The following is a 20,223-nucleotide window of genomic DNA, read 5'->3' as shown; positions in this document are numbered from 1 at the left end:
TTCATAAGCTAATTTCATCATATGACAAAAAGGAAATAGCGGTGAATTGAAATCCAGAAAAACAAAAAGCCCGCCCCAAGGGACGGGCGGGTGTTCTAGGCTTGCTTATTCTTCTTTTGTCACGCTGCTTTCCGGCACATCCAAAATGATCATATCCGATCCGATTTTTTGAATTTGCGACCAGGGCACCTTGATGTCATTCCCCTGTTTTCTGCCAAGTCCGAACCATTTTACAGAAGGGATAATAAGAGCGGTAATCTGTCCGTCCTGCTCATTGATCTCAAGATCCGTCTGCCCCAGTACGCCAAGCCGTTCAGCCCGCTTAACATCGACGATTTCTTTTCCCGAAAGCTCACTCAGCCTCATGAAAAAACCCCCTTTTGTTATGATGTATGAACCGATAACAAAAAACATGCCTGCCTAAAAAGACAAGCATGTTTTAACGAGGTATTATTTCGGCAGCTCACCCGACGGGCTGATCAATGCAGACGAGTAATCATCGGTGAAAATCCGGTTGGCAAGATTGTTCACACGCTCAAGGCTGACGGCATTCAACTTTTCGATGATTTCATCAAGCGTCCGGTGTTTGCCGAGCAAAAGCTCATTTTTGCCGTTGCGGCTCATTTTGCTGTTTGTGCTTTCGAGACTGAGCATCAGGCTGCCTTTCATTTGCTCTTTGCTGTTTTCAAGCTCTTTCGGTGTAATTCCGTCGCTTTTCAGCACACGCAGTGTTTCATGAATCGTTTCTGACAGAAGCTGAAGCTGATTTGCGCCGGTTCCGGCGTAGATCGTCATCATGCCGCTGTCTTCATAGGAAGTGTGGTAGCTGAACACGGAATATGCAAGACCTTTATCTTCCCGGACATCCTGAAAGAGGCGGCTGCTCATGCTCCCTCCCAAAATATTATTGAGAACGATCAAATCGTAGATTTCCGGGTGACCTGCTTCCAGCCCGTTAAAGCCGAGACAGAGGTGAGCCTGTTCGGTTTCTTTTTTGCGCGTCATTTTCTCATGATGAAAATCCGGTTTTGTCATGCCGGTTCTTTTGCCTTTGGCTTCATATGAGCCAAAGTGCTTTTCAGCTTCTTTTATAAAAGCTTCCGGCACATTTCCGGCTATCGAAATGACGACGCGGTCAGGCGTGTAATATTCGTCCATATATTTTCTGAGCGAATCTCCGTCAAATTCAGCAAGCGTCTCCTCTGTGCCGAGGATCGGATAACCTAGGGAATGGCTGCCGAATGACGCTTTGCTCAAGAGATCGTGGACGATGTCGTCAGGCGTGTCCTCATACATTTTAATCTCTTCATAGACGACGTTTTTTTCTTTTTTCAATTCTTCCTCGTCAAATGATGAATGAAAGAACATGTCAGAAAGCACTTCCAGAGCATAGCTTGCATGCTCATCGAGAACTTTGGCGTAATAGCACGTATATTCCTTTGAGGTAAACGCGTTGACCTGTCCGCCGATTCTGTCGAAAGACTCTGCGATGTCCCTTGCAGTGCGCGTTTTAGTCCCTTTGAAAAACATGTGCTCAAGAAAGTGCGAAATACCGTTAATTTCAGGTGTTTCATGTCTTGATCCGGTTCCAATCCAAACTCCGATGGCCACAGACCGGACAGTGGGATTGTTTTCGAATACGATTCTTACCCCATTTTGACAAGTATACCGTTTAATCAAATTTGTTCCTCCTATTCAAAGAACGGGCCGCACATCCTATTCTTCAACAAGCCTTTTTTCATTCATCAGCTGTGAAACAGTTCCGATTTGATAGCCTTTTTCATGAAGGTTCTGTATCAAAACGGCAAGACTTTTTGCAGTTGGATCTGTCGGATGCATTAATATCATGGCGCCGTTATGTACTTTGCTTAATACCCGTTGCTGTAAGACGGCCGGCTGCGGTTTCTGCCAATCGATCGTATCAACTGTCCACATGATCGTTCCCATCCCCATCTTGTGAGCCTGATCCACAACCTCTTTGCGGAAGCTGCCGCTCGGCGGGGCGAACCATTTCGGCTTGACGCCGAGCGTTTCCTCTATTTGTTCATTTGTCATCCGCAGCTGTTCTGAAATACGTTCTCTCGTCAGTTTGCTCATATCCGGATGATTGTATGAATGGTTTCCGATTTCATGTCCGCCGTTTTGGATGGCTTTTGCGAGCTCGGGGTGATGTTTCACCCATCTGCCCTCCAAAAAAAAGGTGGCTTTGACACGATGCTTTTCTAAAACGGGAAGCATCTCCTGCAAATATTCATTACCCCAAGCGACATTGATAATAAACGATACCATCGGTTTATCCGGGTGTCCGCGGTAGATCGGCTCAGGCTTTAAGGATTCTAAATGAACATCAGGTTTCACTTGATCATAAACGAGCAGCTTCTCATCAAATGCTCCGGCCCGTTTCATTTTTTTGTACGATTTTTCGATGTTTACTTTTAAGCCGTTGTAGCCGGGAATCGCTTTCCATATTTGATCAATTTTCGCATTCTGGGCCTTTACTTCATATTCAGGAGCTTTTTGCAAAAGCTCCTGGTACAATTCGTCCTTCTGAGCGGCAACCGTGACCGCATCTTTTTTCATCGCATCTATGTAATGTTGTGAATACGGACGGTTCATCATCTGATAGGACATCAGCAAAAGAAAGAAAAAAACGGAAACACGAACAATCGTTCTTTTCAATTGTATTCCTCCCTTCCCCACAAAATATGTGAGAAAAGGACAAGATAGAACCGGACCGTTTTCACGGCTTAAAACAAAGAAGCCGGGTTACCCAGGCTTCCTTTTGCTTTGAAGACGAAGACAGAAGCAAGATAAAACACCGTTTTTTACGATTTTTGTTCTTCTTTTTCCTTCTGTTCACGCAGTACAGCTTTTCTTGATAAGTTGACGCGTCCTTGTTTATCGATTTCGGTAACCTTAACAAGGAGCTCGTCGCCGATTTTGACGACATCTTCGACTTTTCCTACCCGTTCGAGCGCAAGCTCTGAAATATGGACCAAACCGTCTTTTCCGCTGAACAGTTCAACGAAAGCTCCGAATTTTTCAATCCGCTTTACTTTACCTAAGTAAAGCTGTCCGACCTCAACTTCTCTGACAAGGTCTTCGATGATTTTCTTCGCTTTTTGGTTCATGCTTTCATCGGTGGAAGAGATGAAGATTGTGCCGTCTTGTTCAATATCGATTTTAACACCTGTATCTTCAATGATCTTATTGATTTGTTTTCCGCTTGGTCCGATGACGTCGCGGATTTTATCCGGATTGATCGACATCGTCAAGATTTTCGGCGCATAAGGAGAAAGCTCTTTTCTTGATTCAGCCAATGTGCTCAGCATGCTTTCAAGAATTTCCATTCTGCCTTTTTTCGCCTGCTGAAGAGCCTCTTCCAAAATCTCTCTTGATAGGCCTTCAATTTTAATATCCATTTGCAGAGCTGTGACGCCTTTGGAAGTTCCCGCTACTTTAAAGTCCATATCTCCGAGATGGTCTTCCATACCTTGAATATCGGTTAGGACCGTGTAGTTGTCACCTGATTTAACAAGACCCATTGCGATTCCGGCCACCGGAGCTTTAATCGGCACCCCTGCATCCATCATAGCAAGCGTGCTTGCACAAATGCTCGCCTGGGAAGTTGAACCGTTTGATTCAAGCACTTCAGAGACGAGGCGGATGGTGTACGGGAAGTCTTTTTCAGACGGAACAATCGGCTCAAGCGCACGTTCCCCGAGGGCTCCGTGCCCGATTTCGCGGCGTCCTGGTCCGCGCATCGGCCCTGTTTCCCCGACGCTGAACTGCGGGAAGTTGTAATGGTGCATAAAGCGTTTTGATTCCTCGACACCGAGACCGTCCAAAATTTGTACATCGCCAAGCGCACCGAGCGTACAAATGCTGAGCGCCTGCGTCTGCCCCCGTGTGAAAAGGCCTGAACCGTGTGTTCTCGGAAGGAGTCCGACTTCTGAAGAAAGCGGGCGGATCTCATCGACTGCCCGGCCGTCAGGACGAACTTTTTCCTCCGTGATCAGACGGCGCACTTCATTTTTAACAAGCTGCGACAAAATGTCTTTCACTTGTTTCAGCGTGTCTTCATCGTGTTCCTCTTCTTCAAACTTGGCCAAAACCTCGTTTTTCACTTCGCTGATCGCGTCCTCGCGCGCGTGCTTTTCATGAACCTGGATCGCTTTTAAGAGGTTTGATTCGGCCATTCCCCGCACTTTTTCTTTCAGATCGGAATCGATCTCATACAGGGTGATTTCTGATTTTTCTTTCCCGACAGCGGCGACGATTTCCTCCTGGAACGCAATAAGCCGCTTGATCTCCTCGTGACCGAACATGATCGCTTCAAGCATGATCTCTTCCGGAACTTCGTCTGCTCCTGCTTCAACCATGTTGATCGCATCTTTCGTTCCCGCTACGACGAGGTGAATGTCGCTTTTTTCAAGCTGTTCAAGTGTCGGATTAATAATGAATTCGTTGTCAACCCGGCCTACCGTCACTCCGGCGATCGGCCCTTCAAACGGGATGTCCGATACGGACAGCGCAAGAGACGATCCGAACATTGCCGCCATTTCCGACGAACAATCCTGGTCAACACTCATGACGATGCTGACGACTTGAACTTCATTCCGGAAGCCGTCTGCGAACAGCGGACGAATCGGCCGGTCGATTAACCGGCTGGCGAGAATCGCTTTTTCGCTCGGTCTGCCCTCTCTTTTAATAAACCCGCCCGGAATCTTTCCGACGGCGTAAAGTCTTTCTTCATAATTCACGGTTAACGGGAAGAAATCTACGGTTTTAGGTTCTTTTGAAGCCGTTGCGGTGCTGAGCACAGCGGTGTCTCCATAACGCACCATGACAGCTCCGTTTGCTTGTTTTGCAAGCTGGCCGGTTTCTACCGTCAGCTTGCGGCCGGCCCAATCTATGGAAAAGACATGTTTCTCTTGTCCCATTCTTATATGAACTCCTCTCTTCGGATAGTTTTTACGTTACTCCTATTATGAACGAAATGAATTGAACATATCAATGGCAAAGTGCTATGTAAAGAATGAATCGGTGTCATTTAAAATCATTTATATGAACAACGCGTTTTAGAGTTGCCGGATATTCGTTCTTATACGATAAAAAAGCGGGAATCCTCCCGCTTTTTACGATTATCGACGTAATCCTAGTTTGTTGATCAACTCACGGTAACGAGTTACGTCTTTGTTACGAAGATACGTAAGAAGATTACGACGTTTACCTACCATTTTAAGAAGACCGCGACGTGAGTGATGGTCTTTCTTGTGAGTGCGTAAATGCTCGTTCAAGTTGTTGATTTGATCTGTTAGGATAGCGATCTGAACTTCCGGTGATCCCGTGTCAGATTCGTGGGTTTTGAACTCATTGATGAGTTGTGTTTTACGCTCTTGAGTAATTGCCATCCTGTTTCACCTCCATATAATATTAGCCCCGATTACCTAGCAAACGCCGGTGATTCGATTTGCCAAGTGAACGGTTTTAAAGCTACAGACAATATGATACTAGAAATGCGGGCCTAATGCAACCATTTATGATGAAGTTTAGCTATTATCACCATTGTTGACGCGTATTGCCGTTTCCATACATCTAGATTTCGGCCGGCTTCCGCTCTTTGAAGAAGCGGATCGCTTCTTCTTTGTCTCTAGAAATCTGTTCGACAAGCTCGTCAACGCTGCCGAATTTTTTTTCGCTCCTCAGCCGCTTATACCATTCAACCTTAATTTCGGACCCGTATATGTCACGATCAAAATCGAATAAGTTGACTTCGATTGAAGGCTGCCCCGGCCGTTTTTCGTAAAACGTCGGCTTGTATCCGACATTGCAGACGCCGTTGTAGACAGCGCCGCCGATTTCGGCTTTAACGGCATACACACCTGTCGGAGGGACGATGTATGTGTCTTTAAGGCCGATATTGGCGGTCGGAAATCCGATCGTTCGGCCCCTTTTATCGCCGTGGATCACAAAGCCTTTCACATGGTACGGCCTGCCGAGCAGTTCAGCGGCGTACTCGACGTCTCCGGCTCCCAGGACGGTGCGGATTCTCGTGGAGCTCACCTTTTGGTCCTGATTGGAGTATTTTGCGACAGACGTGCTTTTGACACGGCCTTTCGCATACTCCTGGAAGTTTTCCATTGTGCCTTTGCCGAATTTCCCGAAGGTAAAGTCAAATCCGGCTACAACATGAGTAACGTGAAAGCCGAGTATATATTGATCGATAAATTCTTCAGGCGATAGAGAAGCGAATTCAGGGGTAAATGTGACAACGTATAAAAAATCGACCCCTAAATCTTCAATGATGCTGATTTTGTCCTGCAATGGCGTGATTAAATCTTTTGGCTCCCGGCCTTTTTTGAGCACGGCAGAAGGGTGGGGATGAAAGGTCATCACCGCCGTTTTGACCCCTTCTCTTGCCGCGGTGTTTTTTGCTGTAAGAATCACTTGCTGATGTCCCAGGTGAACACCGTCAAAATAGCCTAATGCCATAACTGATGTCGGAAAATCCTCACGCTTCAAGTCGTGTGGGTGGGAAATATGTATCGTCTTCAAGAACGGTCACCTTTTCTATTGTTCGCTTTTTTGCACGAGTACTTTTGCTGGCTTCAACAGGCCGGTTTTGGTCGGATGCGGATAATAGACGGCTGTGCACCGGCCTGCTTCCGTAAAGACCGCAATGCGGTCTTCGCTCGTCAAATGAGAAAAGCTGCCGGGCGTTTCAAGCACCGCTCCATTTTCCACTTTCTTAGCTAATGTATCACTAATTATCCATTTCGGCAAATGATCAAGCGCACGTTCGATGGGGACGAGCTTTTCGGACAATGTTCCACCAGCAATCAAGCCTTCGACGTCTTCAAAGGTCAAGCATTCATCAAGGGTAAAAGGGCCTGATGCGGTCCTGACCAGGTTGGACATATGCGCGGGATATCCGAGCTTCTCCCCGATTGTTACCGCCAAGGTCCTGACATATGTACCTTTTGAACATGTCACAACAAACCGGAAGCGGGCTTTATCCTGCTCATGGCGAATCTCGGATGTCAGTTCGATATGATGGATGGTGATGGCTCGCTTCGGCCGTTCAACCTCGATACCGGCCCGCGCGTATTCATACAGCTTTTTGCCGCCTACCTTGACAGCGGAATACATCGGCGGGACTTGCTCAATCGTTCCTTCAAGAGATCTCAGGACGCTCTGCACGGCCTGTTCATCAGGCGGCGCTAAGACGGGTTTCTTTTCCGTGACTTGCCCCGTCTGGTCTTCTGTCTCCGTGGAACAGCCAAGCGTGACCTCTGCATCATATGTTTTGGACTTTTCCGTCAAATACTCGACGACTTTGGTTGCTCTCCCGACGCAGATCGGGAGAACGCCCGACACCTCGGGATCCAATGTGCCGGTATGGCCGACCTTTTTTGTTTTCAACAGTTTGCGGATCTTCATGACGCAGTCGTGCGAAGTCATGCCCACCGGTTTATGTAACAGAAGGACTCCGTTATACATTCGTGTTTCTTCGCCCCTTTCTCATTTGGAGCTAAAAAGGACAGGCAGTCGCCCGCCTATCCTTTTTCAGCTTATGATTCTTCTTTGTTTGCGTTCAGCTCGTGAATCAATGTTTCGATACGGTTTCCGTAATCGATCGATTCATCGAACTCAAAATGGATTTCAGGTGTTTTGCGAAGCCTGATTCGGTTTCCAAGTTCGGAACGAATAAAGCCCTTTGCTTTTGCCAGGCCCTTGAGCGTTTCTTCCCGTTTCTTTTCATCGCCTAAAACGGAAATATACACTTTAGCAATTTGCAAATCACCTGAGACCCTGACATCAGTGACTGTTAAAAATCCGATCCGCGGATCTTTCAGCTTTCTGCCGATAATGTCACCAAGTTCTTTTTTCATCTGCTCACCCACACGGGTAGCTCTCATCGTCATGACCATACCACCTCTACGTTAAAACCACTCTGTTCTCGTGATCGTCCGTTCAATTTCCGGAAAAGAGTCGATAAAGCTTAAAACCCGTTGCAGCTCTTTTTCCGTTTGCACGCGAGAGGAAGAAACGGCGGCGATACCAAAGCTTGTGCGCTGCCAAGTGTCCTGGTAGTCAATTTCTGAAACAGAAACGTTGAACTTTGCGCGGATTCTTGTGATCACCCGCTTCAGCACCGCCCGTTTTTCCTTGAGTGATGATGCATCGTAAATGATGCATTCGCATTCAACGAAACCGATCACTTTCTTTCAATTTCTTGCATGACATACGCTTCGATCATATCGCCTTCGCGAATGTCGTTGTATTTCTTAATGGTGATACCACATTCATATCCTTGTGAAACTTCTTTCACATCATCTTTAAAGCGTTTCAGCACATCGACTTCCCCTTCATAGATGACGACGCCGTCGCGGATTAAGCGGATTCCGCTGTCACGTGTGATCGTACCTTCCGTTACATAGCCTCCGGCAATCGTTCCGATTTTAGAGACTTTGAATGTTTGACGGACTTCAACCATGCCGATCACTTTTTCTTCATACTCAGGATCAAGCATGCCTTTCATGGCTGCTTCGATCTCATCGATGACTTTATAAATGATGCGGTGAAGGCGGATATCCACATTTTCGGCTTCGGCGGTACTCTTAGCATTTCCGTCAGGTCTGACATTAAACCCGATCACGATTGCATTTGAAGCAGAAGCTAAAATAATGTCTGATTCGGTAATCGCACCTACGCCTGTGTGGATGATTTTGACTCTGACGCCTTCGACTTCTATTTTTTGCAGTGCTGCAACGAGAGCTTCAGCAGAGCCTTGAACATCAGCTTTGACAACGAGATTAATGTCTTTGACATCGCCTTGTTTAATCTGTTCAAACAAGTCATCAAGGCTGAGCTTCGCTTTATCGCTGCGCTGTTCTTCAAGCTGTTTTGTAGCGCGGGCTTCGCCGACTGAACGGGCTGTTTTTTCGTCTTTGAACACAAGGAACTGATCCCCTGCGTTCGGAACTTCGTTCAATCCGGTGATTTCAACAGGTGTTGACGGCCCCGCCGATTTAACGCGTCTGCCGACATCATTGACCATCGCGCGAACGCGTCCAAATGTGTTCCCGACGACAATCGGATCTCCGACGTGAAGCGTTCCGTTTTGAACGAGCAGTGTTGCGACAGAACCTTTTCCTTTATCAAGCTCGGCTTCGATGACCGTTCCTTTTGCTCTGCGGTTCGGATTCGCTTTGAGCTCCTCGACCTCGCTGACGAGCAGGATCATTTCGATCAGCTCATCGATTCCCTCTCCTGACAGTGCTGAAAGAGGAACGAAAATCGTCTCGCCTCCCCATGCTTCAGGAACAAGACCGTGCTCTGTCAGCTCCTGCATCACCCGGTCAGGGTTTGCCGTCGGTTTGTCGATTTTGTTGACAGCGACGATGATCGGCACTTCAGCCGCTTTCGCATGGTTGATCGCTTCGACCGTCTGCGGCATGACCCCGTCATCTGCAGCTACGACGAGAATCGTAATATCCGTAACTTCCGCACCGCGTGCGCGCATCGTTGTGAATGCGGCGTGGCCCGGAGTGTCAAGGAAGGTGATCTTTTTGCCGTTTTCCTCGATCTGATAAGCGCCAATATGCTGTGTGATGCCTCCGGCTTCGCCTTCGACGACCTTCGTTTTTCTGATGCTGTCAAGAAGCGTTGTTTTTCCGTGGTCGACGTGGCCCATGATTGTTACGACAGGAGGACGGATTTCAAGGTCTTCTTCTTGATCCGGCTCTTCGTATTTTTCGAGCTCGGTTTCTTCAAGGACGATCACTTCTTCGACGTCGACGCCGTATTCTGAAGCGATCAGCTCAACGGTATCTTTGTCAAGATCTTGGTTGATCGTTGCCATAGTGCCGAGAAGCATTAATTTTTTAATGATTTCTGACGGTTCTTTTCCGAGCTCTTCGGCAAGCTGCCCGACCGACATTGAGTTGGTAAATTCGATTTTTTCAGGCAGTTCTTTTTTCGGCTTGAACTGCTTCTCCTGCGGAGATTGATGATTTTTACCGCGCTTGTTCTTTTTGTTATTGTTGTTGTTGTTTTTCTTCTTGTTTTTATTGTTAAATTGAGTATTCTGCACGTTATTCTTCTTTCCGTCTCGATTTTTGTTTGGCTTACTTCCGGCATTCTGTTTTGCGGCTTCTTGCTGCGGCTTTTGTCCGCCTGTACCGGCATCCTTTTTATTTCCCGCAGGTTTAGCGCTCTTCTTGAATTTTTGATCGAGCTGTTTGATCGCATTTTCTTCGATCATCGCCATATGGTTATTGACTTCGATATTCATATCTTTCAATGCCGCGATAATATCCTTACTTGAAACATTTATGGCTTTTGCATATTCATAAACTCTCATTTTAGCCATTCGTTCACCCCCAAAAAAATTAATCGAGCTTTCGGAGCAACGTATTCGCAAAACCTTGATCAGTGACAGCAACAACCACACGGGATTCTTTGCCGATTGAACGGCCCAAAAGCATACGATCTCCGACTTTTTTCACCGGTACATCGTAGTGCCTGCATTTGTCGGTTACTTTTTTCTCCGTGTTAGCCGATGCGTCGTCTGCAAGCAAAACAAGCTTTGCGCGCGAATGCCTGATTTCTTTCACAACCAGGTCTTCTCCGGACACGACCTTTCGAGCTCGATTCGCCAGACCCAGCAAGGAAAACCATTCTGATTCCGACATTTATCTAATTCTCCTTTTCCGCCAGTTCCAGCAGTTCATCAAAAATCTGATCATCAATCTGTGCTTGAAGCTGATTTGCTAAGCTGTTTTTCTTTTTTGCAGTTAAAATGACGTCTTTATCAAGAGTAAGGTAGGCTCCCCGGCCGTTTTTCTTGCCGGTCGGGTCTACGGAAACTTCCCCTTCTTTCGAACGGACGACGCGGATGAGCTCCTTTTTAGGCTTCATTTCCCCTGTTACGACGCATTTTCTAAGCGGGATCTTCTTTCGGCTTTTCACCAAAGGTCACCTCTTATTCATCCGATTCTGGAGTTTCGCTTTCAAAGAAAAGCTCTTCCGGCTCCTCTTCTTCAAGCTCCCTTGGATAAATTCCAAGCTCTCTTGCATCTGTTTCGCTTTTAATATCGATCTTCCAGCTTGTCAGCTTGGCTGCCAGGCGGGCGTTTTGACCTCTTTTTCCGATGGCGAGCGACAGCTGGTAGTCAGGAACGACAACCGTTGTCGCCTTATCCTCTTCATTGACGATGACGTCGAGCACTTTTGAAGGGCTCAGCGCATTGGCGACGAATTCAACCGGATCGTTTGACCAATGAACAATATCAATTTTCTCGCCTTTCAATTCATTGACGATCGCCTGAACGCGCTGACCCTTCGGTCCGACGCAGGCGCCGACGGGATCGATGTCGGGATTATCCGTGCGCACGGAAATCTTCGAGCGGTCTCCCGCTTCTCTCGCCACGGATTTGAGCTCGACCGTTCCATCGTAAATTTCCGGGACTTCGATTTCAAAGAGACGTTTTAATAAACCTGGATGAGTTCTTGAAACGTAAATCTGCGGACCCTTCGTCGTTTTTTCGACTTTTGTAATGAACACTTTGATCCGGTCATGGGGCTTGTAGACTTCATTCGGCATCTGTTCTGAAACCGGCAGAAGGGCCTCGATTTTTCCTAAAGAGACATAGATGAACTTATTGTCGATCCGCTGAACGATGCCTGTCATGATATCTTCTTCGCGATCGATGAATTCAGAATAGATGACGCCGCGCTCCGCTTCGCGGACGCGCTGAGTCACGACCTGCTTTGCCGTCTGGGCAGCGATGCGGCCGAAATCCTTCGGCGTCACTTCGATTTCCACGACATCTCCGACAATGTAGTTCGGATTGATGTTTACGGCATCTTCAATCGAGATTTCAAGGCGCGGATCATACACTTCATCCACGACATCTTTGCGGGCGAAAACGCGGATTGAACCGGTGTCGCGATTTAAATCTACCCTGACGTTCTGCGCCTGGTTGAAGTTCCGCTTATAAGCGGAAATGAGCGCAGCTTCAATTGCTTCAATAATAATGTCCTTACTGATTCCCTTTTCTTTTTCAAGAACAGTCAGGGCATCTAACAACTCACTACTCATGTTTATGGTTTCCCCCTTAAACAGTCAAAAATTAATTGAACGAAACAGCCAGCCTTGCTTTGGCTACTTTATCATATGGAATATTGATCGTTTTCCGGCGCGTTTTGATCATCACCGCGACTTCCACGTTTTCACCGTCAAATGCGGAAAGCTCGCCTTCAAACTCTTTATTGCCTTCAATAGGTTCGTACGTTTTAATATATACGTTTTTTCCGAGCGCTTTCATGAAATCGGCTTCTTTCTTTAAAGGCCTCTCAGCTCCAGGTGACGATACTTCAAGAAAATAGTTTTGCTTGATCGGGTCAGCCTCGTCGAGCTTTTCACTAAGAGCTTCGCTAACCTTGGCACATTCCTCGATGTCCACGCCGTCATCTGAATCAATAAACACGCGAAGAAACCAGCTCGGACCTTCCTTGACAAATTCGATGTCAACGAGTTCAAGCTGAAGATTGTCTAGTATAGGCTGGACCATTTCGCTGACGGTATCGATCACTTTGTTACTCATACTTTTCCTCCTTGTGCAGGCTCCCATTCATCAGCTCCCTCGTAAAAACCCTGCTTCAAAAGCAGGGGATTTAGAAAAAACGATGAACATGTCGAGACAAAATTGCCTGTTCAATACAAAAGAGCGGGTTTCCCCACTCTTCGCCTCGGCTATCGTTAGCATTTCCAATAAAACTATACCATAACCATATTTTTATTGCAAATCATGACAGCGTTTAGTATGACGCATTTCGGAAGCGGATGATTTTTCATTCATCCGCTTCGCATGTTCTGAAATGACAGAAGCGGCAGAGCTCGGATAAACGATCCGAAAACCGTCATAATCCGGATAAAGGGTCCCGTCATCCTGAATACCGGTCAAAATCCAAAATTGGCTGCCCGCTCCGCCCTGCTTTTCTATGAGTTCAAGCCATGTTCTGTAGACGTCGTCCCTTCTGGACTTATCCTGATAGCCGTACTCTTCTAAAACGACCGGCTTGCCGATTTCTTTTCCATCGCAAATATGGTCTGTGATCCACTGATTTCCCCATTCGGCCGTTTTGCCCCAATGATCCGGATAGAGGTGATATGTGCCGTAATCAATATGCTTAAGAGCAGTCAGCCTTTTCCAATCCACACCTTCTCCGCCGCTGTAATGCCAATCAGGGTGCCCTTCTATATGATAAAATCCTTCATCTCCAACTGCTACAAGATGGTTCTGATCAATGGATTTAATAAATTCGCTCATCTCATCCGCCCATTCGACAAGTGTATTTCCGGTTCTGTCAGACTGGACCCTTGGTTCATTGGCAAGCTCCCACGCCATAATCGCGGGATCATCTTTATATTTGACGCCATTATATGTGTTGACTCGGTTCAGCATATAGGATACATAATTTTTATACGCCTCTTTAATGTCCGGATGAGTATAAAAGGCGTCATGTCCATCCGCCTGAAACCACCTGACATATTGATTCATTCCGCCGAAATCATCCCAGTTGTTCACAAAAGGGATGACTAGTTTTATCCCTGTCTGTCCCGCTTTATAAATGGCATAGTCAAGCTTTGAAAAACCTGATTCATCATATATGCCCGGCTTTGGCTGCATGACGGTATTTTCCTGCGGCTGGCCGTCAAGAAATCCCCAGATGCGGATCACTTTCAATTTCATCCCTTTCATATCTTCGAACACATCATCGACCATTTTTTTAGATTTATAATGGAAATAATAGTTATTCGTCCCGGCAAAATAAAAGTCTTTTCCATTTAAAATGAACGATGTTCCGGATGTCTCAACAAAAGGAGACGCGGCTAGTGCCGGCCGGGGATTGCCAAACTGAATGGCGGAAAGCGCAAGCAAAAACGGTATCAGCAGTGTCAAAAAAAACTTTTTCGTCATCATTATTCTTCCCTGCTTTCATAAAGAAGATCCATGGACGGCGCCATTCAGAGATTAGCAGGCCGTTCAAGGCGTGACTTTCACCTTCACGACCGTCTCGACGCCTTTCGGCCACAGTTCAAATGTAAAGGTGGAATCGCTTTTCAAATACTTTAAAACCCGCTCTCTCAAATACAAATCCCCGTCTTTTTCGTAAAAATCCTCGTCATAGTTCAAGTAGGGGGTCCATGACCATACTTCTTCAAGAACCGGCCTTCCTGTAGAATCGACGACTCCTTTAACCGTAGCCAGCTTCGTTCCGTTCAGTGAAGCCGGGATTTTGAGATCACCGCTGATTGCCGATTGACTGACGGTGAATTCGCTTTTTTCAAGCTTCGGGTCATCATAAAGAATGATATCCATAACCTGGCTGGCTCCTTTATGAAACGTAAACGTGAGCTGCGCTTTTACCCCAGACTGCCCGGACCCGTTCAGCAGCTTTGCCAAGCAGGATTCCTTAATAGAGACCGTCTTTCCGGCATTATCAACTGTATAATCACTGCCTTCCTTTAATGGTTCGGATTTCTGATAAATGCCGGTCAGCACATTGCCGTTCAGCTGAATGTCCACCGTCTGATCGCTGAGGTTTTGACCTTTTTTTATAAAAAGATCTGCCGGTTTGATGATCGCATTGGGAACGCCGCGTCCCGCCTGAATGACAATCTCTTTAACAACAGGATCGCGCCACTGTCTCTCAGTCCGGTCAAACTGGTCATTCCCGTTGTCCCACCACATCGGGACCATTTGATATTTGTGGGCAAGGCGGACAAACGTATCATGATAGAGCCGCTTTGAATGATTTTCATTGGCGCCGAGGGTACCGTATTCGCCGATGATAACCGGGTATCCTTCCCTTACAAATTTTTCATAAACCGGTTTGATATCCTCCTCCATCTCGGAGATTTCGGCTGCCGATCCCCAAGTCGTCCGGCCCCACCAGTTTGATACGTAATCCCACGGAGAATAGTAGTGATATGTGAGGACAATCCGGTCATCATCAGGCGGTTCAAATGAATGAAGCAATTCATCTTTGTTATCTTCAAGCCCCCCGACGATCACGAGCCGCTGGCTGTTGTTGCCGCCGGTCGAACGGATGATGTTCAGCATCTCGCGGTTAAGCAGATTCATTTGATATGCGTTCATTCCAGTCGGTTCATTGACGATTTCAAACAGGAGGCGTTCACTTTTGTTTTTAAAACGCTCGGCAATTTGCTTCCAGACTTTCCCCAGCTTATCTAATGTCTCCTGCTGGCTGTTTCCCATGCGGCTGATCCATAGCCAAGAATCGTGGTGAATATTTAACACGACATAAAATTCTCTTTCCAACGCCCAATCCGTCACTTCTTCCACCCGGTTCATCCAAGCGGTGTCGATCAGATACCCGGGAGCGCTGCCGATGTGGGAGTCCCATGTCACCGGAATCCGGACGCTTTTAAACCCCGCGTCGCGAATATCATCAAAAGTATGCTCGCGAACCGGCGGATTGTTCCAAGAGCCTTCTGTCGGAACAGCATCCAGCGTGTTGCCAAGGTTCCATCCGGGACTCATGTTTTCCAAAAGGTCTGCCGGGGTGATGATGCTCTGCTTTTCTTGCTTTGCTGGCCCGCTTGTTCCCGAAGCTTTCGGAACTGTGGATAAAAGAACGGTTCCCATGATCAAAACGAACAGAATGATCGACTTTAAACACAAGGCTAACCATTTTTCTCTCAAACTTTTGAACTCCTTTTTTATTAGATGATCGTGCAAAACACTGGCTAAAATCCCTCAATTTAAAAAAGGCGACTGAACGCCGCCTTTTCCCAAACGTTCAAGCGCATATCAATCTGACATTCTCTTACAGATTGTTATGCATTTCCGATTAAACGGTCATACTCAGCGTAAGCTGTCGCCATATCGACCTGAGACCAGAAGCGGTGATACACAAAAGTCGGCAGACCGTTTTCCCATTTGCCTGTATTCGGATTCCACGAGGTCTGATATTTATTTTCCAAATAAGGCCACATCGGATCGTTTTTAATTTTCGGACGGAGGTCGGCATGACTGATATAGACGCCGTTACCGCCCTTTGCCGGATCAGACGGCACAGTGTTGGAACCAGGAATGGTGTTGCCCTGCCCGTTTTTGCCGCTCCAGCCATTCGGAAAATAGACTTCCTTCGTAAAGTAGCGGATATAATCTTCATGTTCTTCCTCTGCTGCGATACCGATTCCGTCATTTTTATTCCATGCTGCATCAAGCAGTTCTTTTGCCACGTTTTTGGCCTTGTTTCCAAGAGCGGTAAAGCCGCCGGTTTCGGCTTTTGTTCCGGCTGCAAAGAAGACAAGCGTTTTAATATAGCTGCCGAGAACACCGACATCTTGAGAAGGATTCTTCGTCGTGACATGCAGTCCCGGATTTCCGGTAAATGAATCAAATCCCTTCCACGGATCAGGCTGGCCGCTCCATTCAAGGTTTGCCGGAATCCAAAACTCGCCTGGATCGGATTGTACGGCGATCTGCGGGTTTTGGCCGCCAAGGACGCGTTCTCCCGCTTCATTTAAATAATAGCCTTCTTCATCCGTAACAGGCCGTTCGCCCACAAACACATAATCAAGCGAATACGCGATCCATTTTTCAATCACATGCTTTGCCATTTGGAAGTTTTCAGACGATTTGTCACCTTTCTCTGCGAAAATGTAATACAGTTCCGCCACCCTTTCCAGCGGCCAGACTTGCATCCCGAACCAATTGTTAGAAGGCGGATCGTGATATACAGGCGCTTCTGTGTATGCCATTCCGTAAAATGTGCTGACATTCTGCGGATATGCGCTGTAGCTGCCGTTCCAGCTATTCGTGGCGCCGCCTGCAACAGCTCCTTCTGAAGAAAGCAGCCATGTGTAAAGTTCAAGCTGCCTTTTCAGCGCCTGTTCCCAATCGCTGCGCGCCGTGGATGAATTTGGAACCAATCCGCCTTCAGCTGTTGACAGTGCATAAGAAGCGACAGGGTTTTGATAACCTTGGTGCACATGACTCGCACCGATCCGCCACGCCCAGTTGGCATACTGTCCCAATCCGCCTCCCCAAGCAGTGTACCATGCCATTAAATAATGACAGGCATTTTTTCCAGTTCCGCGGGAAGGCGAGCCGTCAGCAGCGCTTCCAATCTCTTGAAAGTATTTGTCATACATGCCGTAACGGAGAAAGTCCCCCATTTTTTTAGCTTTTTCTAAATACTTAGTATTGCTGTAGCCCCATTGCCTTGCCCAGTACATCGCCTGAACAGCGCGCGCATCGGCGTCGGTCGCATTAGTGTAGCGCCATTGCGGGGCAGGAGCCTGATTTTCTTTTGTAAACAGACTCATAAACCCTTCATTCGGTTTTCCAAACGTCTGATTATCTTGAGAGGGGTGCGGAACCGTTTCCCAAACAGACTCCTGTTCACCGCGCTGGTAAGTGTTCACATAAACGGCGGTGTGTGATGGGTTCAATAGGTTCCCGAATCCATACCAGTTATCGACATCAAGCAGCCAGTGCATTAAATACGTTTCATTGCTTCCGTATGTGGATCTAAGCTCACTGTCAAGCGGATCGTTTCCGGCCGGATATTGTCCGGTCAAAGCCGAAGGATAAAGATCTGGGTAGCGGTGTTCGGCGGCATATGTGGCAGGGCTTGAGGGGTTATAATAGTTCATCGTCGGCTGTTCTTCGTTTCCATCGCCTTCATTGACCGGGATGATATATTTCTCCATATTGTCCCAGGCGGCTTCTAGCTTTGACCAGTCCTGTGTGTATCGGCCGTACATCGCTTCAAGCCACAGCCAATAACTGTATGCTTCAGATGTTGTCATATGGCCGTAATCAGGCGCTTCGCATATGAGCGTTTCAACTGAATGATAAGGAATGCCTTCAGGCGAAAAATAGCCGTTTTGCGGATTTTTAATTTGCTCATACAATTGCATAAAGCGTGTTTTATTGTCCATGATGCGTCCTCCTTTTGAAGCTTCAAGCTTTCGTTTCATATGATGGGACTGCCGGGGATTGAATCCGGGTGTTTTTTAGTCGGGCTCATTTCCAAAAACAAGCCGGCCTTCATCATATACTGGTATATACCGGGTTTTTGCCAGCGTGTGTGACAGCCCCCGGTAAGAGTGGTCATTTTTCGGATTCCAAAAAGACGTCCCCGCCGGAGCCGCTAGGCGGAACTGAACTTCTTTCTTATGGGCGGATTGACCCCCGGGGTATATCATAACCCCGCTGAAGCTGACTTCCGTATAGTAAATGTGTTCGCCGATGTGATATGGCTTCAGCTGGGACACCGACGCCCCTTCGTTGTATCCGGTTGAGATCTTTATATCTTCCGAAGAAAATCCGGCATTCACCGCTTCAGTCAGGTCCACGTAATAGCGGAAAGACAGCTTATCGGTTTTCTTTGCCGGCCATCCTGATCGGTTATTAAGCTGCACTCTGATTTCTGAGTAGTTGTTTCCCGAGCTGTTTATGGATGCCTCCGCAAAAAATTCATCTTCTGGTGTTTCCTTTTCGGGAAAATGAGGCAGCGGTGATTGCCCGGCACCATACAGTTGAAACATTTTGGCTGCATTGCCCGTGAAAGCCGCATTGTAATCGATCGCAACTTCGTTTGACACATAATCATTTGTTTCGTCCCGGTACGAATCATCTTTTCCCGGTCCGCCTACTAACGCGCCGTAAAGGGTATGGCGGTGGTTTTCAGGCACATTCATATGATCGGCCCATGAACCGTGTGCGGTGCGGTGATGCGGGTGCTTCGGCGGATTTGTTCCGTACCCGACGATAAAGCTGCGCTGTTGCGGATTATCCCCAAGCATATAGTTCATTTGCTGAACCGCAAAATCCCGATACCTTTTTGCTTTGCCGGCATCTTTTACCCAATCTGAATAAACAAAAGCGAGAAAAGCGGCGTTTGAAGCGTAGCGCAGCGATCCCCACTGCTCAAGCCATGCCAGCCCGCCTGGTGTATAAGTGATACGCTCTGTGCTTCCATTATGATTGTAGCCTGTCGACCAATAATCAAGATTGCGTTCGACAGATGTGGTGAATCGGGATTTGTTCGTCAGACGAGCGAGCAGCAGCTGTGCTCCGTAAGTGACGTCATCCCAAGAGAGCGTCCAGCGATAAGACCAGTTTGCGGGATCGCCCCAATCTGAGACCGAAGAAAGCGCTTTATCCAAATAGTTTTGTTCGCCGGTTGCCAAGTAGAGCCAGACTGCTCCCCAAGTCAGCTCATCTTTATACCCGCTCCACGAATTATAATATTGCTGCGCGTCTGTAATGCAGTCTGAATATTTGCCGCGGTAGCGGTCGGCAAAGTCGTACAATTCCTTGGCATGGGCCAATAGTTTATTTGAATAAGAAGCGTCTGTCGGCTTGAAAATGATTGATGCAGAAGCTAGGGCTGCTGCTGTACCGCCGGCAAGGTCTGACCCGGGACAGGCTGCATCTATCTTATAAGCCGGCCGCTTCATAGGCATTACTTCGGCCGGGCCCCACCAGGCATGATCTTGGGCCCCATTGCCGACTTGGCCCCAAAACTCATAAGGGCCTGTATGCGCTTTAATAAAATAGTCTGTCGCCCATCTGATATTGTCTAATATCGCATCAAGCTGTCCGGCCGCTTCATAGGCATCGCGGTACTCATAGACGGACCATGACAGAACGGCCGCAGAATAAGCCATTGGAAGGCCGAACTTCACGTGATCTCCTGCATCATACCATCCGCCTGTCAAATCATGGCCGACATCTTTTCCATCCTCAAGCGCAGAGTCCCCTCTCCAATTCAGACGGCTGCCTTCCGGAAGCTTTCCGGAGCGCTGCGCCTCATAGAAAAGAATTGATTTTTGCAGCAACTCCGCATAATTTTGGTTCTCTTTCGCAAATGCAATGTCCGCCTTGCCGAAAGCCGGCATGAACAACATCGCAAACGTAAGCAGTAAAACAAAGAAAAACGCTTTCATTTTCAAAAAAGCTTTCTCTTTCAACGGACTCCTTCCTCCTCATTTTGTTTTCCTTCAAAACAGCCGATGTTTACATGACACTCACCTCCTTTAGTGACGGACAAATGGTGTCTTTCGGTAAGCGGAGAAGAGACTGATTGAATTTTTGAAATTTGAAGATGTGCTGCAGATTCACGCAGGTTCAATGTTTGCCGGAGGAACGAAGAACTTTGTTTGTTTAA

18 protein-coding genes are annotated in these 20,223 nt (G+C 47.3%); all 18 read right to left on the bottom strand.

What is annotated here, in order from left to right; translation table 11 throughout:
- Positions 1 to 105: 105 nt before the first annotated feature.
- The 18 genes from CP943_RS09600 to CP943_RS09515 all read right to left on the bottom strand — a co-directional run bounded on the left by CP943_RS09600 (position 106) and on the right by CP943_RS09515 (position 20,026).
- Positions 106 to 366 (bottom strand): YlmC/YmxH family sporulation protein, encoded by a 261-nt coding sequence (locus tag CP943_RS09600; RefSeq protein ID WP_003181887.1) that lies wholly within the window; start codon positions 364 to 366, stop codon positions 106 to 108.
- Between the two features lie 84 nt (positions 367 to 450).
- A complete protein-coding gene (locus CP943_RS09595; protein ID WP_025811414.1) occupies positions 451 to 1,680 on the bottom strand; it encodes a M16 family metallopeptidase in 1,230 nt (409 codons plus the stop codon).
- Positions 1,681 to 1,716: 36 nt separating this feature from the next.
- Positions 1,717 to 2,679 carry a polysaccharide deacetylase family protein gene (locus tag CP943_RS09590; protein ID WP_075213248.1) on the bottom strand — a complete coding sequence of 321 codons (963 nt, stop codon included), beginning with the start codon at positions 2,677 to 2,679 and terminating at the stop codon, positions 1,717 to 1,719.
- Between the two features lie 146 nt (positions 2,680 to 2,825).
- The gene (gene pnp, locus CP943_RS09585) at positions 2,826 to 4,943 is read right to left on the bottom strand and encodes a polyribonucleotide nucleotidyltransferase (protein ID WP_020451436.1); all 2,118 of its coding nucleotides are present in this window, start codon (positions 4,941 to 4,943) and stop codon (positions 2,826 to 2,828) included.
- Between the two features lie 201 nt (positions 4,944 to 5,144).
- The gene (gene rpsO, locus CP943_RS09580; RefSeq protein WP_003181879.1) at positions 5,145 to 5,414 is read right to left on the bottom strand and encodes a 30S ribosomal protein S15; all 270 of its coding nucleotides are present in this window, start codon (positions 5,412 to 5,414) and stop codon (positions 5,145 to 5,147) included.
- Positions 5,415 to 5,598: 184 nt separating this feature from the next.
- Positions 5,599 to 6,558 carry a bifunctional riboflavin kinase/FAD synthetase gene (gene ribF / locus CP943_RS09575; RefSeq protein WP_105980939.1) on the bottom strand — a complete coding sequence of 320 codons (960 nt, stop codon included), beginning with the start codon at positions 6,556 to 6,558 and terminating at the stop codon, positions 5,599 to 5,601.
- Positions 6,559 to 6,573: 15 nt separating this feature from the next.
- Complete coding sequence (truB, locus tag CP943_RS09570; protein WP_025811410.1) at positions 6,574 to 7,503, bottom strand: tRNA pseudouridine(55) synthase TruB; 930 nt, start codon at positions 7,501 to 7,503, stop codon at positions 6,574 to 6,576.
- A 71-nt stretch (positions 7,504 to 7,574) separates the two neighbouring features.
- The gene (gene rbfA / locus CP943_RS09565) at positions 7,575 to 7,928 is read right to left on the bottom strand and encodes a 30S ribosome-binding factor RbfA (protein WP_003181873.1); all 354 of its coding nucleotides are present in this window, start codon (positions 7,926 to 7,928) and stop codon (positions 7,575 to 7,577) included.
- Positions 7,929 to 7,946: 18 nt separating this feature from the next.
- Positions 7,947 to 8,225 carry a DUF503 domain-containing protein gene (locus CP943_RS09560; RefSeq protein WP_020451433.1) on the bottom strand — a complete coding sequence of 93 codons (279 nt, stop codon included), beginning with the start codon at positions 8,223 to 8,225 and terminating at the stop codon, positions 7,947 to 7,949.
- Complete coding sequence (infB, locus tag CP943_RS09555) at positions 8,222 to 10,378, bottom strand: translation initiation factor IF-2 (protein WP_020451432.1); 2,157 nt, start codon at positions 10,376 to 10,378, stop codon at positions 8,222 to 8,224. The genes CP943_RS09560 and infB overlap by 4 nt, the downstream gene beginning before the upstream one ends.
- Before the next feature lie 19 nt (positions 10,379 to 10,397).
- Positions 10,398 to 10,700, bottom strand: a complete 303-nt coding sequence (locus CP943_RS09550; RefSeq protein ID WP_020451431.1) for a YlxQ family RNA-binding protein — start codon at positions 10,698 to 10,700, stop codon at positions 10,398 to 10,400.
- Between the two features lie 4 nt (positions 10,701 to 10,704).
- The gene (rnpM, locus tag CP943_RS09545) at positions 10,705 to 10,977 is read right to left on the bottom strand and encodes an RNase P modulator RnpM (protein ID WP_020451430.1); all 273 of its coding nucleotides are present in this window, start codon (positions 10,975 to 10,977) and stop codon (positions 10,705 to 10,707) included.
- Between the two features lie 13 nt (positions 10,978 to 10,990).
- Positions 10,991 to 12,109, bottom strand: a complete 1,119-nt coding sequence (gene nusA / locus CP943_RS09540) for a transcription termination factor NusA (RefSeq protein WP_020451429.1) — start codon at positions 12,107 to 12,109, stop codon at positions 10,991 to 10,993.
- Positions 12,110 to 12,140: 31 nt separating this feature from the next.
- On the bottom strand, positions 12,141 to 12,614 hold the full coding sequence (rimP, locus tag CP943_RS09535; protein WP_023857195.1) for a ribosome maturation factor RimP: 474 nt from the start codon (positions 12,612 to 12,614) through the stop codon (positions 12,141 to 12,143).
- A gap of 192 nt (positions 12,615 to 12,806) precedes the next feature.
- A complete protein-coding gene (locus tag CP943_RS09530) occupies positions 12,807 to 13,994 on the bottom strand; it encodes a glycoside hydrolase 5 family protein (RefSeq protein ID WP_105980938.1) in 1,188 nt (395 codons plus the stop codon).
- Between the two features lie 63 nt (positions 13,995 to 14,057).
- Positions 14,058 to 15,740 (bottom strand): cellulase family glycosylhydrolase, encoded by a 1,683-nt coding sequence (locus CP943_RS09525; protein ID WP_105980937.1) that lies wholly within the window; start codon positions 15,738 to 15,740, stop codon positions 14,058 to 14,060.
- A 134-nt stretch (positions 15,741 to 15,874) separates the two neighbouring features.
- Complete coding sequence (locus tag CP943_RS09520; RefSeq protein WP_020451425.1) at positions 15,875 to 17,989, bottom strand: glycoside hydrolase family 48 protein; 2,115 nt, start codon at positions 17,987 to 17,989, stop codon at positions 15,875 to 15,877.
- Positions 17,990 to 18,064: 75 nt separating this feature from the next.
- Entirely contained in the window at positions 18,065 to 20,026 is a 1,962-nt protein-coding gene (locus CP943_RS09515) for a glycoside hydrolase family 9 protein (RefSeq protein ID WP_105980936.1), read from the bottom strand.
- Positions 20,027 to 20,223 lie beyond the last annotated feature (197 nt).

This window comes from Bacillus paralicheniformis (genome assembly GCF_002993925.1).
Lineage (GTDB): Bacteria > Bacillota > Bacilli > Bacillales > Bacillaceae > Bacillus > Bacillus paralicheniformis.
This window is presented reverse-complemented; position numbering and strand designations above follow the sequence as displayed.